An 18,251-nucleotide genomic window follows, 5' to 3' on the forward strand; every position below is an offset into this window, starting at 1 on the left:
CTGGAAATCTATTTTGAAGAACGTCTGACCGGACGAAACCTGTAAAAAACAGCTTGTTTTAGGCAGGTCTTATTGACATGCCTAAAAACTTCTGTATAATGCAGATATGGGCAGAACCTGAAAAAGCGGCTCTGCCCATTTGTAACTATTCACAAATCTTATATCAGTTTTTAACGTTTACACAAAACTTGAAACGGTCTCTTTTTTATATATTTTTACGATATTCTGAGGGAGATATGCCTTTTATTTTTTTGAATATGCGGCTGAAATATAAAGCATTATCATAACCAACAATTTGTGCAATTTCATTTATGTTATATTCCGTATTCAAGAGCAGGGCTTCTGCATTACAAATGCGTTTTTGCAAAATGAAATGCATGGGTGTAGAGCCGACATAAAGTTTGAAGTTGCGTATAAACCAGCTTGTGCTTACATGAATTTTTTTGGCGTATTCTTCAATACTGATTGATTCGCTATAATGTTCATTAAAATAGGCAATAGCCATGTCAATAGTTTCAGCAGCACGGGAATTATCTATCCTTATGCTGTTATTAAAGTGTCGTTGCAGTTTTATAAATATCTGTCTTAAATACATTTCAAGCATTTCCTGATAACTATCCTTACACATCTGCAATTCATTTATCATTGTACGAAAAAGATTTTGATAGGAGGGACCAGAACCACAGTAAAATACCCTTTTGTCATCGGTCAATCCATAAGAGCGTAATATATTTGTTACATCACTGCCTGTAAAATGAACCCAGTAGACTTCAGTTTGATCTTCTGCATAATATTCATATTTTTGAGGCTCCTTTGGACGATATAAAATCATATGTCCGGCATGAACAATAGTTTCATCTTCACTATTGCGGCCAAAGTGGAAATGCGCTTTTCCGGCAGCAATATAAATCAACTGAAAATCGAGTCTGCCACGAGGCCTCCAGGTAGGTAGCTTAGGATGCGTGTATAACTTATATGTTCCACACATAGTTACAATAAGCGGCTGGGATTTATCTTTTCTATCCATCGTTGAGTGGTTGAGATATGCATTATTTGTGTACATGTGTGCCTCCTTGTATTGAAATATAAAAAGTGTATGTCAAAAATGGCTAAAAATCTGTCCAATATAATCCTTATGTTCATTAATTTTATCATTTTGTGCATATTTTGTCCAATTTATGATATGCCATTTTGTACTTATTTTTTATATACTAACCATAATAAAGCTGTGGGGCAAAACAAAGCAAAAGGAAAAGTACTTGTGGAAGGAGAAATTCTCATGGAAGAAAAAACATACCTGAAATGGTATAACAAAGTAGGTTACGGAACGGGAGATATTGCAGGAAATGTAGTATATGCTTTTTTATCATCATTTGTCATGATTTATCTGACAAATACAGTTGGGTTAAATTCGGGCATAGTAGGCACATTGATAGCAGTATCAAAATTATTTGATGGAGTTACGGATATATTTTTCGGTACAATGATTGACCGTACAAAGAGTAGGATGGGAAAAGCAAGACCGTGGATGTTCTATGGATTCTTTGGCTGTGCTGTTACACTGTTTGGTGTATTTGCAATTCCAACCAGTCTTGGAAAAACAGCACAGTATGCATGGTTTTTTATAGCATATACATTACTTAATGCTGTGTTTTATACTGCTAATAATATTGCGTATGCAGCGTTGACATCACTGGTAACAAAAAATAGTAAAGAGCGTGTTCAGATGGGTTCTTTCCGTTTCATGTTCTCATTTGGTACAAATCTGGTCATCCAGTCTGCTACTGTTGGCGCAGTAGAAATGTTTGGTGGTGGTGCGGCCGCATGGAGAACTATCGCAGCTATTTACTGTATTATAGGTATTATTACCAATACACTTGCTGTATTTTCAGTAAAAGAACTGCCGGACGAAGAATTAAAAGATGACAGAGTAGCAGGAGAGGAAGATGACAAACTTTCTTTTAAGAAGACAATAAAACTTCTCTTTAGCAATAAATATTTTTCAATGATTTGCGTAATCTATATTCTTCAGCAGCTTCGTGCAGCTATGGTGAATGTAGGAATCTTTTTTATGACATATGTATTACTGAATAAGAATTTGTTCGGTATATTTTCATGGGCAAATAACATTCCTTTGATTATTGCACTTGCTGTTACACCTGTACTGGTTTCAAAAATGAAAGGAATGTATAAGTTAAATAAGTATAGTTATATGTTTGCTACAGTATGCCGTTTGATGGTTGCAGTGGCAGGTTATCTGGGTAGTGTTCCATTAATGCTGTTATTTACAGTTCTTACATCCTTCGGAGAAGGACCTTGGCAGGGAGATATGAGTGCAGTAATTGCACAATGTTCAGAATATACTTATTTAAAGAGCGGAAAGCGGATTGATGGTTCCATGTTCTCCTGTACTTCGTTAGGTGTAAAGCTCGGTGGAGGTATTGGTGTTGCACTTTCAGGCTGGCTGCTTGATATAAGCGGATATATTAATCTTGACAATGCGGTTCAGCCGGATAGTTGTATCAATATGATGTATTTTATGTATCTGTGGCTTCCATTTATATTTGACATAGTTATTGCAGTCATTCTTTCATTCCTTAATGTAGAACGGGCAAATATGAAATTAAAAGAAAATATGCTGAATCAGTAAAGAAAATAGCCTCTCGAAATTTGCTTTAGGGGTTATATAGAAAAAGAAAATAAGAAAAGATATGAGGAGGATTATTATGAACGCTGATATGAAGTGGTTAGACAATCCGGAAGTGTTTCGTGTAAACCAGTTGGACGCACATAGTGACCATTGTTACTATATGGATTATACAGATATGGAAAAATCAGATAATCCGTTGACACAATCATTGAATGGACAATGGGAGTTTGCTTTTAGTAAAAATGTAATGGACCGACCGGAAAATTTCTATGAGGAAAATTTTGATGCATCTTCATTTGATAAGATTATGGTTCCTGGACATATTGAGCTGGCAGGTTATGACAAAATACGCTATATCAATACGATGTATCAGTGGGAGGGAAAAGAATATCACAGGGGTGCGTATAGTATGGGGAGTACCGGGGACGAGGCAGGAATGTTTTCTGAGGCAGAGTATAATCCGGTCGGCTCTTATATCAAACGATTTGATCTGAGTGAGCAAATGCGTAAAAAGAAAATCCGTATTTGTTTTGAAGGTGTGGAAGAAGCGATGTATCTGTGGCTGAATGGTCAGTTTGTAGGATATGCAGAGGATAGTTTTACACCGTCAGAATTTGATCTGACACCATTTATCAGAGAAAAAGGAAATGTGCTGGCAGTTCAGGTTCACAAAATGAGTACAGCAGCATTTTTGGAGGATCAGGATTTTTTCCGTTTTTTTGGAATTTTCAGAAATGTAACTTTAAAAGCAGTGCCAGAGGTGCATTTGGAAGATGTATGGTTTCAACCGACACTAAACAAGGATAATGCAAGCGGCAGGGTATCGGTAAAGATAAAAGTAACTGCTCCAGAAGGAAAAAAAGTAGCTGCCCATTTTGTGTTAAAAGACCGGGAGAATAATCAGGTGGCAGAGGATAATATCACCTTAGAGGAAAAAGATGGAAGTCTTGTAGGAGTGATGGATACTGAGGTTGGAAGTGTTAAGGCATGGGATAATCACTGCCCATATCTGTATCACGCATATGTAGAGCTTAGAGGCGAAGATGGAGAAATATTAGAGATAATTCCATATGACATAGGTTTCAGAAGACTGGAAATGATTGACAAGGTAATCTATTTAAATGGTAAACGTCTTGTCATTACCGGAGTAAACCGTCATGAGTGGAGTGCAAAGACGGGAAGAAGCATCAGTATGGATGAAATGACAGCAGACATTGATTGTATGATTAGAAATAATATCAATGCAGTACGCACCTGCCATTATCCGGATCAGATACCGTGGTATTACCTGTGTGATAAAGCAGGCATTTATGTAATGGCAGAAACGAATATGGAAAGTCATGGAACATTCCAGAAACTTGGTACGATTGAACCATCGTGCAGCATACCTTGTTCTATTCCACAATGGCGGGCGGCTGTTGTTGACAGGGCTAGGAGTAATTTTGAAACTTTTAAAAACCACACAGCAATTCTTTTCTGGTCTTTAGGAAATGAATCTTATGCGGGTGATGACATAGAAGCAATGAATACTTACTTCAAGGAAAAGCAGGATGGCAGATTTGTTCATTATGAAAGTTCTTTCTATGACCGTAATTATGAGGAAACCATATCAGATGTAGAGAGCAGAATGTATGCAAAGCCTTATGAAGTGGAGGAATATTTAAATAATAATCCAAAGAAACCTTATCTTTTGTGTGAGTATATGCATGATATGGGTAATTCGATGGGAGGACTTGGTACTTATATGAAGTTAATAGATAAGTATGAGATGTACCACGGTGGATTTATCTGGGATTTCATTGATCAGGCACTTCTCGTGAAAGATGAAGTGACAGGAAAAGAAGTTTTGCGTTATGGCGGAGACTTTGATGATAAGCCTTCTGATTATGAGTTTTCAGGAAATGGAATTGTATTTGCAGACCGTAAGGAAAAACCAGCTATGCAGGAAGTGAGGTATTACTATGGCTTATACAGATAAGAATAAATTGAGAGTTGTATATGGAGATTATACACTTGGAGTACATGGAGAAGGGTTTGACTATATATTCTCTTATTCACAGGGCGGTCTGGAGTCTGTAGTAAAAAACGGTTATGAATGGTTGTATCGTTGTCCAAGACCTACTTTTTGGAGAGCATTAACAGATAATGACAGAGGCAGCAGGTTTCATATTAAAAGTGGAAGCTGGCTCGCATCGGATATGTTCATTGACTGTAAAAAAACGGAAGTTATTATGGACGGTGAACTGCAAAAGCAGTATGCTCCGGACAATAACAGCTATGGCGGTGATGTAGCTGCTGGGGAAATAATTGTGAAATATACCTATGAGACTGTCAGCAATCCAGCCACAACAGTCATTGTATCTTATACCATTGATGTAACTGGAAATATCAAGGTGGATGTGGATTACACAGGAGTAAAGGGACTGCCGGAACTTCCGGTATTCGGAATGAGGTTTATTATGCCGACACTTGCAGATAAATATATGTACAAGGGATTATCGGGGGAAACCTATCCGGACAGAAAGGCAGGGGCAGAAAAAGGAATTTATGAGGTATCAGATTTGAGCCTGACACCATATCTGGTTCCACAGGAATGTGGTATGAGAATGGATACAGAGTGGTTGGAGATTACAAGACATACAAGTCTGAATAATAGCAGAACGGATAGTTCACCACAGACATTACGAATAGAGAAAAACGACAAGACATTTGCTTTTTCGTGTCTGCCTTATACGGCATCAGAGGTTGAAAACGCAACACACCATGAGGAACTGCCACCAGCAAGAAGAACAGTCCTTTGTGTCTATGGTGCAGTAAGAGGAGTCGGTGGAATTGATAGCTGGGGAAGTGATGTGGAAGATGATTATCGGATTAGTGCAGAAAAAGACATTCACTATTCCTTCATTATCCGCTAAGTTTGTTTGAGGAGTTGCTTGCGAGTGTTATTGGTATATGAGAACAGAATAGATGGAATAGTGGCAGAGTGGAAAAAAACAGTGCATTTTCCACCACATTTACATGAAGCAATAGAGGTAGTGTATGTAACGGATGGGGATATTGAGCTTGGAGTTGGACAAGAATTGTATCATATGGATGAGGGCGATTTTGCAATCGTGTTCCCGAATGTAATACATCATTATCAGGTGTTTGGGAAAAAAGAAAATAAGGTAATATACTTGTATCTTGATCCAACGCTGTTTCCATCCTATTACAAGGAGTTGCAGATATACAGCCCGAAGAATCCGGTTGTAAAAAAAGAGCAAGTGCATCCTGATGTAGTAAATGCCATAAAATATCTGGCAGGAATAACAGAGGGGAATCCCATGCTGATACAGGCTTATGTACAGATGATTCTTGCCCATGTTTTCACAGAAATGCCAATGGTTGATAAAAGCACAGTAGGGAGTGATGACCTCATTTATAATGCGGTAGAATATGTAGCTAAAAATTTTAGAGAGAAAATCAGTCTTGAAAAAATGGCATACGATTTGTGCGTAAGCAGATATGTGTTATCAAGAATGTTTGCAAAAACCTTTCACTGTAATTTTAGTAAATATGTGAATGGAGTCCGGTTAAATTATGCAGTTACTGCGCTGGAAAACACAATGGATTCCATTACAAATATATGCCTTGATTGTGGGTTTGAAAGTCAAAGAACTTTTAACCGTGTTTTTAAGGATAGATATAAGATTACACCAAGAGAGTACAGAAAAAGGAGAGGACTTATTAATAAAAGCGTAGTAGTGAATGATAGAGGGGGGAAGAGGTAAGTGGAATGTGGCATTAAAATTTTGGAGCATTAGTATTATCTGGTTATTGGATATGTGGTTAAAAGAAAACCATGTATGTTCAATATTTTAGATTGAACATACATGGGCCTTTTTGTATTGTCGAATCCTACACCAGCTTCTTTCTTGCAGCCTTTTTCTTTGGTGCCGGCTCGGCAGCGGCTGCTGCGGCAGCCTGATTCTGGCGCTTGCGGAACCGGTCGGCTACATCTTTGATATATTTGTCTGAGGTAAAATGCTTTAAAGTATTTTCATCAATGGCAATCCGGTTATCCATGGTCTTCATGATATCCTGAATCTGGATAATGTCATAGATGTGCGGGTCACGCAAATCAAAGATTTCATTATTAGTAAACTGTAAGATAAGAGGTTTGGAATAATCCTCCGGGTTATCTTCAAGAATCATCGCCTTTTCGCCATTGGATAAATCTACACAGGCACCTCTCGGAAGAATGTGGATGCAAAGAGAAAGTGCACGGACAATCTTTGTATCATATTTTTCCGGAAACTCCTGCAAATATTTCATGGCAACGATTTCGGAAATCGGCTCATTGGTTAGGCTCATGGCGGTCATCCGGTCAAAGGCATCTGCAACCTGTAAAAGTTTTGTGCCGCTGCTGCGGAAAATCTTGGATGGCTCAGCAGCCTCTTCCGGAGCGGAGAGTGTAATAAACTGGGTAATGATTCTTAAAGCATCCGGTGATAACTTTATACTGTGAGTCTGCGGATTCAGATAATCTAAGCTCTTGATACGGCAGGCAAGGATTTTCTTTTCGTCTTCTTCTGTTAAAGGATCCGTTTTTTCAGCAAGCTCGGTCGGAACTAAAAGCCAGCCAAAATCATAGAGCAGAGCAGCCGTTACACAGGTCTGCTGAAAATCATCCGGCATATTTAACTGGTGAGTCAGCATGGCGACCAGAATAGCAACGCTGATGGAATGCTTGTATACATAATCCGCAGAGCTTCTTAAATTCTGCGCAAAGTTCAGCTTGTGGTCAAGACGGCCATACTGGGACAGAATCGAAGAGACCAGCGTTGGAAGCTTGTCCGGCTGTCTGCCTTTACGAATCATATCCATGCAGTCGCGAAGCTGGAACATGGAAATGGTCTGGAACTGTTCGAAAGCAATATCCTCGTCGGATAATGGCGGAACCGGTTCAGCAGGCTCCAGAATATAAATACCAATCAGCTCGAAATTCCGGATACTTTCGATACCCTGCCGGGTCAGTCTGGTGTCGCGGTCATAAAGCATGACGCCCAATTTATTATAGATAGGTTTAGCAAGACGCATGCCGGGTTTTAAGTCATCTGTCCGTATAAATAGCATAGCGGTTACCTCCTTACAAAATATGTTTTTCTCCGTTAAAATTCCTAGTTCAAATATAGCACAAGCAGAGAGGAAAAACAATCTTGGGATTGAAAAAGAAGTGTAGTTTTTCGTTGCATTTTCATAAGAATGCCGTCTATAATAAAGAAAGAAAACAAGAGGCGTGATAAATCCATAAAAGAGGATAAAGATATGAAGAAAAACAGTAAACGACGTATGTTTTCTGCATTGCTGATACTGTTTCTGATGATACAGATGACGGTGCAGGCAGACACAGGCACCAAGGAAAGGGTGGATCTGGCATCTGAGGACACCGGAAGCAGCGTGGAAGAGCTGGAACGTCAGAGAGAGGAACAGCAGTCACAGCTTGATTCCTTGAAAGAATATCAGATAAATCTTTCCGATGAACTGACGGAATTAAATAATGGATTGCAGGAAATCAGCAACGAACTGGCGGATACCCAGGATGAAATTGCGGCGAAAAATGTGGAGATTGAAGCAGCAGAAAGCCGGATTGCAGAGCTGACAACACGTTCTGAGAGCCAGTACGAAGCCATGAAGAAAAGAGTACAATATATGTACGAAAATGGCAATCAGTCTTACCTGGAGCTGCTGCTTGGAGCAAGCTCTTTTTCGGATTTTTTAAACCGGATGGAATATGCCAAATCCATTTATGATTATGATAGGCAGGAGCTTTCTGATTATCAGGATACACTGGCTGAATTAAAACAGCAGAAGGAAGATTTAGAGACGGCAAAAGAAGAACTGCTGGCGGCAGAACAGACGAAGCAGGAGCAGAAGAGTAAGGCAGACAGTCTGGTGGCAGCCCAGCAGGAAAAAATAAGCGCAGCAAAGTCGGATGTAGCAGATGCAGAGACGGAAATAGCAGACACAGATGCGGAAATCGCAAGACAGAAAGCCTATGAGGAAGAATTAGAGACACAGAAGGCGAAAGAAGATGCTGCCCGTCAGGAGGAGATTAAGCGTCAGGAAGAGGAACTTATTAACAGTCAGCAGCCAGCTGCTTCAGATAATAATGCAAATCCGGATGGGACATCCACCGGGGATACTACTACAGGAAGCGATGCTTCCGGTGGCGGAACTTCGGACAACGGCACTTCCGGTGGCGGGACAGTGAATGCCAGTGATGTTGCCATGCTGGCAGCACTGATCCAGTGCGAAGCAGGCGACGAAAGCTATGAAGGGAAGCTTGCCGTTGGAAGCGTGGTCATGAACCGTGTGGACAGCAGTTATTTCCCGGATACCGTGGTAGGTGTCATCTATCAGAGCGGGCAGTTCTCACCGGTAGCCAGCGGTCGTTTCGCAGTAGTGCTTTCATCCGGAGCAGATGCGTCCTGTGTGCAGGCTGCCACAGAAGTATTAGCAGGCACAAGAACCTTAAACTGCTTATATTTCCGCAGAAACAACGGACTGATTAATGGAACTGTAATCGGAAACCATGTATTTTATTAAGGAAAGCTGAAAATCCGGCTCAATAAAGCAAGTTTCACTTGCAAAAATCCCCTTTCTATGATAACATCAGATTGTCGGGAAAGAGCCGGAAAGGCTTTCTTTTATTTTTTTTACAAAAGATTGTTAAAAAAATAACAATAGTAAAAGGCAAATTTAATTCAGAAGGAGACGAGAAAATGGCACAGAAAGTAGTTTTAGCAGGCGCATGTCGTACCGCAATCGGTAAAATGGGAGGAGCTTTAAGCAATACTCCAGCCGCAGATTTAGGCGCAATCGTAATCAAAGAAGCATTAAACAGAGCTGGTGTTAAACCAGAACAGGTTGATGAAGTAATGATGGGATGTGTAATCCAGGCAGCACAGGGACAGAACGTTGCACGTCAGGCTTCTATCAAAGCAGGTTTACCAATCGAGGTTCCTGCATTTACATTAAACGTAGTTTGTGGTTCTGGTTTGAAATGTGTAAACGAAGCTGCAAACATGATTATGGCTGGTCAGGCAGACATCGTTGTTGCAGGTGGTATGGAGAACATGTCTATGGCACCTTACGCTATGACAAAAGCTCGTTTTGGATATCGTATGAACAATGCAACAATTATCGATACCATGGTAAATGATGCATTAACAGACGCATTTAATCATTATCATATGATGATTACAGCAGAGAACGTATGTGACAAATACGGAATTACCCGTGAAGAGTTAGACGAGTTCTCAGCAAACAGCCAGCAGAAATGTGAAAAAGCAATTGCTGAAGGCAGATTCAAAGACGAAATCGTTCCTGTACCTGTTAAGGTTAAGAAAGAAACTGTTATGTTTGACAAAGATGAGGGACCACGTCCAGGCACAACTGCTGAGTCATTAAGCAAATTAAGATGCTGCTCTGGTAAAGAGGGCGGACTTGTTACTGCAGGTAACGCTTCCGGTATCAACGATGGCGCAGCAGCAATCGTTGTTATGAGCGAAGAAAAAGCAAAAGAGCTTGGTGTTAAACCAATGGCTACATGGGTTGCAGGAGCACTTGGCGGAGTTGAGCCGGAAATCATGGGTGTTGGACCTGTTGCTTCTACAAAGAAAGTTCTTGCAAGAACCGGAATGTCTATCGATGATTTCGACTTAATCGAGGCAAACGAAGCATTCGCTGCTCAGTCAATCGCAGTTGCAAGAGATCTTGGATTTGATATGTCTAAGGTAAACGTAAACGGTGGTGCAATCGCACTTGGACATCCTGTTGGAGCATCTGGATGCCGTATCTTAGTTACATTGCTTCATGAGATGCAGAAGAGAGACGCTAAGAAAGGTCTTGCTACTCTGTGTATCGGTGGTGGAATGGGTTGCTCAACAATCGTTGAGAGAGACTAATTCACTCTTTCTGAATAAGTAAATATACCCGGGAAGTGAAAAACGCTTCTCGGGTCTTGCGTTGCAAGTTATAACCCAGAAGGCTTTCGTTTTCGGGTAAATATAATACATAAATTTTTAAGGAGGACTAACATGAAAGTTGGCGTTATTGGTGCAGGTACCATGGGACAGGGCATTGCAAAAGCATTTGCTCAGGTAGAAGGATATGAAGTAGCTCTTTGCGACATCAAGCAGGAATGGGCTGATGGCGGAAAAGAGAAAATCGCAAAAGGATATGCAAGACTGGTAGAAAAAGGAAAAATGACACAGGAAACTGTTGACGGAATCCTTGCTAAAATCACACCAGGTTTAAAAGAGAATCTTTGCGCAGACTGCGATTTAATCGTAGAAGCAGCATTCGAAGATATGGGCGTTAAGAAGACAACATTCCAGGAACTTGATAAGATTGCTAAACCAGAATGTATCTTTGCTTCTAATACATCCAGTCTTTCTATTACAGAAATCGGAAATGGTCTTACCCGTCCAATGGTAGGTATGCATTTCTTCAACCCGGCAGACAGAATGAAATTAATCGAAGTTATCGCTGGTGTAAATACTCCTGCTGAAACAGTAGAAGCTATTAAGAAAATCTCTGTAGAAATCGGAAAAACTCCGGTACAGGTAAATGAAGCTGCAGGTTTCGTAGTAAACCGTATCTTAATCCCAATGATTAACGAAGCTGCATTTATCAAAATGGAAGGTGTATCTGATATCGCAGGTATCGACGCAGCTATGAAGCTTGGCGCAAATCATCCAATGGGACCTCTTGAGTTAGGTGACTTCATTGGTCTTGACATCTGCCTTGCAATCATGGATGTACTTTACAACGAGACAGGCGACAGCAAATATCGTGCATGTCCATTAATCCGTAAAATGGTTCGTGGTGGTAACCTCGGCGCTAAGAGCGGAAAAGGATTCTATGTATACAACGCTGACCGTACAAAGACCCCGGTTGACGCTCAGTAAAATAAAATTTATGGAGGATTTCAGAACATGGATTTCAGTTTAGATAAGAAACATGAAATGGCGAGAACTCTGTTCAGAGATTTCGCAGAAAACGAAGTAAAACCTCTGGCTCAGGAAGTTGATGAGACAGAAGTATTCCCACAGGGAACAGTTGATAAAATGGCAAAATTTGGTTTCATGGGAATTCCGGTACCAAAGGAGTACGGCGGACAGGGATGTGACCCATTAACCTATGTTATGTGTGTAGAAGAGTTATCTAAAGTTTGTGGTACAACAGGTGTTATCGTATCTGCACATACTTCTCTTTGTATCGACCCAATTATGACTTACGGTACAGAAGAGCAGAAACAGAAATATGTAAAACCACTTGCAACAGGTGAGAAGCTTGGTGCATTCGCATTAACAGAGCCTGGTGCTGGTACAGATGCCCAGGGAGCACAGACCAAGGCTGTATTAGATGGTGATGAGTGGGTATTAAACGGATCTAAATGCTTTATTACAAACGGTAAAGTTGCAGACGTTTATATCGTAATCGCAATCACAAGTGTTACCGAAGATAAGAGAGGAAGAAAGAAGAAGAACTTCTCTGCATTCATCGTGGACAAGGGAGCTCCTGGATTCTCCTTCGGAACAAAAGAAAAGAAAATGGGTATCCGTGGATCATCTACATACGAGTTAATCTTCGAAGACTGCAGAATTCCAAAGGAAAATCTGTTAGGACCGGAAGGAAAAGGATTCCCAATCGCTATGCATACTCTGGATGGCGGACGTATCGGTATTGCAGCTCAGGCACTTGGTATTGCAGAAGGTGCATTAGACAGAGCAGTTGCATACACCAAAGAAAGAAAACAGTTTGGTCGTTCTATCGCTCAGCAGCAGAATACCCAGTTCAAGCTTGCTGATATGGCAACCAGAATTGAAGCAGCTCAGATGCTGGTTTACAAAGCTGCTATGGCTAAAGCAACACAGAAGGTATATTCTGTAGAAGCAGCAAAAGCAAAATTATTCGCAGCAGAAACCGCAATGGCAGTTACTACAGAAGTAGTTCAGTTATTCGGTGGATACGGATACATCAGAGAATACGATGTAGAGCGTATGATGCGTGATGCTAAGATTACAGAGATCTACGAAGGAACAAGCGAAGTTCAGAGAATGGTTATTTCTGGCGCATTATTAAAATAGTTTCTGACAGATCGGCGCAAAAGGATTTTAAACGAAAAATCATGGCGCACACAAATTAAAAATATAAGGAGTGAATATACCGTGAAAATAGTTGTATGTGTAAAACAGGTACCAGATACAAAAGGCGGAGTAAAATTTAATCCGGATGGTACTTTGGATAGAGCTGCAATGCTCACTATCATGAACCCAGATGACAAAGCAGGTCTGGAAGCAGCATTAAGATTAAAAGATCAGTACGGTGCAGAAGTTACTGTACTTACCATGGGACTTCCAAAGGCTGATGAAGTTCTTCGTGAAGCAATGGCAATGGGCGCTGACAAGGGAATCCTTGTAACAGACCGTGTATTAGGTGGTGCAGATACCTGGGCTACTTCTACTACAATCGCTGGTGCATTAAGAAACCTTGACTATGATTTAATTATCACAGGCCGTCAGGCTATCGATGGAGATACCGCACAGGTTGGTCCTCAGATCGCAGAGCATCTTGGACTTCCGGTTATTTCCTATGCACAGGATATCAAAGTAGAAGGTGACAGCGTAATCGTTGAGCGTCAGTTTGAAGATGGATATCATGTATTAAAAGCAAAAATGCCTTGCTTAGTTACAGCATTATCTGAATTAAACGAGCCGCGTTACATGACTCCAGGCGGAATCTTCGATGCATTTGACAAAGAAGTAACTGTATGGGGCAGAGCTGACCTTAAAGACGTAGATGATTCTAACCTTGGTCTGAAAGGTTCACCGACCAAAATCGCAAAAGCATCTGACAAAGTTCGTAAAGGTGCAGGCGAGAAGGTTGCTCTCGATACCGACGAAGCAGTATCTTACTTAATTGGCAAATTCAAAGAGAAACATATCATCTAATAAAAATAAGGAAAAGTGGTGAATAAAATGGGTTTAGAAGAGTATAAAGGAGTATTTGTCTTTGCACAGCAGGTAGACAACACATTAAATGGTGTTGCTTTTGAGTTACTTGGAAAGGGCAAAGAACTTGCAAAAGATTTAAATACAGAAGTAACTGCAGTATTAATTGGTTCTGATGTGAAAGGTCTTGCAGATCAGCTTGCTGAGTACGGCGCTGATAAAGTTATCGTAGTAGATGATCCGGAACTGAAGAACTACAGAACAGAGCCATATGCACATGCATTAGCATCTGTAATCAACGAATTCAAACCAGAAGTTATGTTAGTTGGTGCAACAGCAATCGGTCGTGACCTTGGTCCTACTGTATCTGCAAGAGTTGCAACAGGTCTGACAGCTGACTGTACTGTTCTTGAGATTGGTGATTTCCCAATCAATCCGGTTGGAAACCAGGAGCAGAAACACAATCAGTTACTGATGACACGTCCTGCATTCGGTGGAAATACCATTGCAACAATCGCTTGTCCGGATAACCGTCCTCAGATGGCTACTGTACGTCCAGGCGTTATGCAGAAAATTGCTCCAATCAAAGGTGCAAAAGCAGAAGTTATCGAGTTCAATCCAGGATTTACACCAAACAACAGATATGTTGAAATCATGGATATCGTAAAAGAAGTTAAGAATACAGCAAACATCATGGACGCTAAGATCTTAGTATCCGGAGGCCGTGGAGTTGGTTCTAAAGAAAACTTCAAACTGTTAGAGGACTTAGCAGAAGTTCTTGGTGGAACAGTAAGCTGCTCCCGTGCAGTTGTAGAGAATGGATGGCTTCCAGTTGACTTACAGGTAGGTCAGACAGGAAAGACAGTTCGTCCTCAGATTTACTTTGCAATCGGTATTTCCGGAGCAATCCAGCACGTAGCTGGTATGGAAGATTCTGATCTCATCATCGCAATCAACAAAGACGAAGATGCTCCAATCTTCGACGTTGCAGATTACGGTTTAGTAGGAGACTTAAACAAGATCGTTCCAGCTCTTACAAAAGCTTTAAAAGAGGAAATGGCTGCAAAATAATCCGTTTACGGATGTAATATTTCATCTTGGATGAGTCTCATTTGAGATGTGTGATAAAAGGGTGTCATGCAAACCGGAAGATTTGTGTGATGCCCTTTTTATGCACCTGACGGGAAATTTGCAAAGTCTGTTGCCTGTAGTTAAACCGCAGGTATTTTTTTGGGTACATACATTGTATACAGTGGAAAAAAGTGGTATTCTAAACAAGGTTTGCAGGAAACTGTTTTGGCAGTGTGGCAGACAAATAATATTGCGGCATCGGCAGACAGATGCAGAAAAGAGGAAGAGACTATGAATAGAAGTAGCAGAACAGTGAAACTCGTTGAGATGGCTCTGTTGGTTGCAATCATTCTGATTCTGGCTTTTACCCCACTTGGTTATATTAAGACACTTGGTCTGGAAATTACATTGATTGTAGTTCCAGTTACAATTGGTGCCATTATTTTAGGACCATTGGGCGGAGCAGTATTAGGAGCAGTATTTGGAATCACAAGCTTTATCCAGTGCTTTGGAATGAGTCCTTTTGGAGCAGTACTTCTTGGCATCAATCCATTCGGAACCTTCGTGGTATGTGTAGTATCAAGAATTCTGATGGGCTGGTTGACCGGACTTATCTATAAGGGATTATCCAAATTCCCAAAAATGAAGAACTGGAAGATTTTAATTGCCAACCTGGCAGGTCCAATCTTAAATACCTTTTTCTTCATGTCAACACTGGTAATCTTTTTCTTCAGCTCCGATTACATACAGTCACTGGCAGGCGGATTAAATCCATTCCGTTTTGTCATTGCCTTTGTAGGTGTCAACGGACTGGTTGAAGCAGCAGCCTGCTTCGTGGTAGGAAGTGCAATTACCAAGGCATTGCAGGTTGCAATGAAAAATAAGTAAAAGAATATCTGTTTCGGATGAAAAGAAGAATGCTCTGTTTTCAAAATAGAAAACAGAGCATTTTTTCGAGTTGATAGACTTCCGTAAGAAGAAACTGGTTCTATAGGTTATGAATTGTCATAGCAGAAACGATATTTACTGCCGCAGATATATTCATATCCTATATGGATAAGTTCATTGTGGATATCATACATTTCTGTATGAAAAAGAAACAGTGGGTCACCAGGTGAAATATGAAGAAGATTGGCTTGTTCCGTAGAAGCTTTTACAGCATCAATATAAGAATTTTGTGAACAACCAATGCAGATATCATAATTCTCACGAAAAAGCTGATATAGAGAGCCGTCTAAAGGTTCCGTCAGCAAAAATGAAAATTTATGGCAGGGATAATAATTGTTTTCAATCATAATAGGTGTGGCATCGGCATATCGGATACGCTGGATATAAACAATAGAATCACCCTCAAAAAGTTTGGCATTATCCAAATGATATTGTTCGTAAGGTATGACTTCGCGTTTTGTTACAATAGTAGAAGCTTCCATTTGATTGGTTTTGCATGCATCAGAAAAGCTGAGAGTATGTTCCAGTTTACGAAAAATTTTCCGCTCTTTTACAAAGGTTCCTTTTCCCTGTTTCTTAATTAAGACCCCTTCATTACATAATTCAGTAATTGCACGCCTTATGGTAATACGGCTCACATGATATAGTTCAGACAATTCAGTTTCTGTCGGGATTTGCTGACCGGAAATATAAATTCCTTTTTTTATTTGTTCGAGTAAATCATTTTTTAACTGTTCAAACAGTGGTATATCACTGGTTGTGTTCAATTTCATAATAATATCACCTCACAAACGTTATAATAACATATAATGTTTTGCATGACAATATGAATTTAAAAAACATTATATTGAAAAGATTATGTGAAAAATTGTATAAAAAGTAATAAAAAGTAAAGGGAAAGTATAAAAAATAGATAATAAAATGTTGAGAATGCTGAAAGTGATTTGAGAAAAAGAAACAATATTGTAATATAACGTTATATGATGGTATAATCAATTTAACAAAAGGAGGTGGAAAAATGCAAAAAGAAGCAGACAAGATATTTCAATCAACCTGTATTTTTGATTCTGTTTCAGAAGAGGCATATCCAGGATATGTGGCAATAAAAGGAAAACAGATTCTTGAAGTCGGATGTGGAGATATCCCAAATGAACTGGTGGGTGAATCTACTGAAGTTGTGGACTATGGAGAGGGAACCATTTGCCCGGGATTTGGTGATACCCATACATTTTTCACAGGATATGTAGTGGATTATCTTGGTGTGGATTTATCAGAAGCAGTTAATCTGAAACAAATAGTTGAACGGTTATCAGAAAATCTGGAAATGAATCCGGAGACGGTCGTTCTATTTGGAAATCATTTACAACCGGAGCTGGCAGAAAAAATAAATAAGGGAGGTGAATTGGAACAGGTTAAAAGACCGGTTATTTTATTTACTGCCGGACATGGGTATTGTGCTATGAACAAAGTTGCAGAAGAAGTGTTTGGGTTTACACCAGATACATGCGGAAGTTCAGAGGCAATTTATAAAATTATGAAAATTTATCTGAATGATAGAGATTTTATTATTCCACAGTTTAAGGCATATATGTCTATGTTAAACAGCCATGGAATAACATCTGTAAAAGAAATGGGATTTGATAATTTTTATGGATTTACAGATATATTGGCTGAATTGGAACAGAAAGCAGAATTGAGCCTTCGGATTTCCTTTATGTCACAACCAGTAGGAAAGAAAATGGATTTAGCATATGGAAAAGAAATGAAGAAGAAATATCATTCTGATTTTTTAAGGTTTTCCGGTTATAATCGGATGACAGATGGATTGATTGTCTCAGAAGAGGCAGATCTGATGGAGCCATATGAGGGAAAAGATTATTGTTGCCAAAAGAATATTGATTATGCATTATTAGAAGAAGATGTACTTACAGCAGACCGTGAAGGATTCAGATTTACATTGCATTCTGAAGGGGATGGTTCCTTCCATAAAATTCTTCAGATTTATGATAAATGTGAAAAGGAAAATGGAAGATTAAAGAATCGACATGGAATTACTGATTTGGAATTGACGGGTGCAGTGGACGAAGAAAAAATGGCACAGCTTGGAGTCTTTGGTGAGATTTATACACAGGTTTATAAGTTGGATTCCTGTGAAAATTGGAAACAAGACTATGATGAAAAACTTGGTAGCAGGCGGAGCCGTTATATGAATTATCGTTCAATGGCAGATCATGGTGTGATTTTAAGTGGTGCAACGGATCTCCCGATGTTAATACCGGATATACCTGAGGCAATTTATTATGGATGCGGAACCTATGCCGCAGATGGAAAAGAACCGGTTCAGCCGGAAAATGGTCTGACAATACCGGAAATGTTAAAAACCTGGACAATTGGAAGCCAGTATGCCATGGAACAGGAACATATATTAGGAACGCTGGAAAGCGGTAAGCAGGCTGATATAGTAGTTTTTGACAGGAATCTTCTCAAAACAGATATTGAAGAAATTCGAAAGGCACATGTTTTAAGAACCATATGTGCTGGACAGGATGTTTATAAAGAAATGGAGAATAGGTAAAGGAGGT

15 protein-coding genes are annotated in these 18,251 nt (G+C 39.9%); 12 read left to right on the top strand and 3 right to left on the bottom strand.

Annotation, left to right across the window (positions count from 1 at the left end; all coding sequences use genetic code 11):
• Positions 1–205 precede the first annotated feature (205 nt).
• Positions 206–1,063, bottom strand: a complete 858-nt coding sequence (locus tag OCV43_RS11145) for a helix-turn-helix domain-containing protein (protein ID WP_262624116.1) — start codon at positions 1,061–1,063, stop codon at positions 206–208.
• Positions 1,064–1,279: 216 nt separating this feature from the next.
• Between OCV43_RS11145 and OCV43_RS11150 the strand changes: the two genes are divergently transcribed.
• The 4 genes from OCV43_RS11150 to OCV43_RS11165 all read left to right on the top strand — a co-directional run bounded on the left by OCV43_RS11150 (position 1,280) and on the right by OCV43_RS11165 (position 6,420).
• Complete coding sequence (locus OCV43_RS11150) at positions 1,280–2,650, top strand: MFS transporter (RefSeq protein WP_262624117.1); 1,371 nt, start codon at positions 1,280–1,282, stop codon at positions 2,648–2,650.
• A gap of 76 nt (positions 2,651–2,726) precedes the next feature.
• Positions 2,727–4,628, top strand: a complete 1,902-nt coding sequence (locus OCV43_RS11155; RefSeq protein WP_262624118.1) for a glycoside hydrolase family 2 TIM barrel-domain containing protein — start codon at positions 2,727–2,729, stop codon at positions 4,626–4,628.
• Positions 4,612–5,565, top strand: coding sequence for a beta-galactosidase small subunit (locus OCV43_RS11160; protein ID WP_262624119.1), 954 nt, complete (start codon positions 4,612–4,614; stop codon positions 5,563–5,565). The genes OCV43_RS11155 and OCV43_RS11160 overlap by 17 nt, the downstream gene beginning before the upstream one ends.
• 24 nt (positions 5,566–5,589) lie before the next feature.
• Positions 5,590–6,420, top strand: a complete 831-nt coding sequence (locus OCV43_RS11165) for an AraC family transcriptional regulator (protein ID WP_262624120.1) — start codon at positions 5,590–5,592, stop codon at positions 6,418–6,420.
• A 127-nt stretch (positions 6,421–6,547) separates the two neighbouring features.
• Here the strand turns inward: OCV43_RS11165 and OCV43_RS11170 are convergent, their stop codons facing one another.
• Positions 6,548–7,765: an HD-GYP domain-containing protein gene (locus tag OCV43_RS11170; protein WP_262624121.1), complete on the bottom strand. Its 1,218-nt coding sequence runs from the start codon at positions 7,763–7,765 to the stop codon at positions 6,548–6,550.
• Positions 7,766–7,957: 192 nt separating this feature from the next.
• Here OCV43_RS11170 and OCV43_RS11175 point away from each other — a divergent pair, with 192 nt between their 5' ends.
• From OCV43_RS11175 to OCV43_RS11205, 7 genes are all read left to right on the top strand, one after another.
• Entirely contained in the window at positions 7,958–9,238 is a 1,281-nt protein-coding gene (locus OCV43_RS11175; RefSeq protein WP_262624122.1) for a cell wall hydrolase, read from the top strand.
• Positions 9,239–9,414: 176 nt separating this feature from the next.
• Positions 9,415–10,599, top strand: a complete 1,185-nt coding sequence (locus OCV43_RS11180) for an acetyl-CoA C-acetyltransferase (protein WP_227709926.1) — start codon at positions 9,415–9,417, stop codon at positions 10,597–10,599.
• 132 nt (positions 10,600–10,731) lie between these two features.
• A complete protein-coding gene (locus OCV43_RS11185; RefSeq protein ID WP_022244335.1) occupies positions 10,732–11,604 on the top strand; it encodes a 3-hydroxyacyl-CoA dehydrogenase family protein in 873 nt (290 codons plus the stop codon).
• 27 nt (positions 11,605–11,631) lie between these two features.
• Positions 11,632–12,786, top strand: coding sequence for an acyl-CoA dehydrogenase (locus tag OCV43_RS11190; RefSeq protein WP_022244336.1), 1,155 nt, complete (start codon positions 11,632–11,634; stop codon positions 12,784–12,786).
• A gap of 81 nt (positions 12,787–12,867) precedes the next feature.
• Positions 12,868–13,650, top strand: a complete 783-nt coding sequence (locus tag OCV43_RS11195; protein ID WP_022244337.1) for an electron transfer flavoprotein subunit beta/FixA family protein — start codon at positions 12,868–12,870, stop codon at positions 13,648–13,650.
• A 27-nt stretch (positions 13,651–13,677) separates the two neighbouring features.
• The gene (locus OCV43_RS11200) at positions 13,678–14,721 is read left to right on the top strand and encodes an electron transfer flavoprotein subunit alpha/FixB family protein (RefSeq protein WP_117699200.1); all 1,044 of its coding nucleotides are present in this window, start codon (positions 13,678–13,680) and stop codon (positions 14,719–14,721) included.
• A 291-nt stretch (positions 14,722–15,012) separates the two neighbouring features.
• Complete coding sequence (locus OCV43_RS11205) at positions 15,013–15,609, top strand: ECF transporter S component (RefSeq protein ID WP_117699203.1); 597 nt, start codon at positions 15,013–15,015, stop codon at positions 15,607–15,609.
• 107 nt (positions 15,610–15,716) lie between these two features.
• Here OCV43_RS11205 and OCV43_RS11210 read toward each other — a convergent pair whose 3' ends face one another.
• Complete coding sequence (locus OCV43_RS11210) at positions 15,717–16,442, bottom strand: GntR family transcriptional regulator (RefSeq protein WP_262624123.1); 726 nt, start codon at positions 16,440–16,442, stop codon at positions 15,717–15,719.
• Between the two features lie 245 nt (positions 16,443–16,687).
• Here OCV43_RS11210 and OCV43_RS11215 point away from each other — a divergent pair, with 245 nt between their 5' ends.
• Complete coding sequence (locus OCV43_RS11215) at positions 16,688–18,244, top strand: amidohydrolase (protein ID WP_262624125.1); 1,557 nt, start codon at positions 16,688–16,690, stop codon at positions 18,242–18,244.
• The last annotated feature ends 7 nt before the right edge of the window (positions 18,245–18,251 follow it).

Source organism: Roseburia amylophila (assembly GCF_025567465.1).
GTDB lineage: Bacteria > Bacillota > Clostridia > Lachnospirales > Lachnospiraceae > Roseburia_C > Roseburia_C amylophila.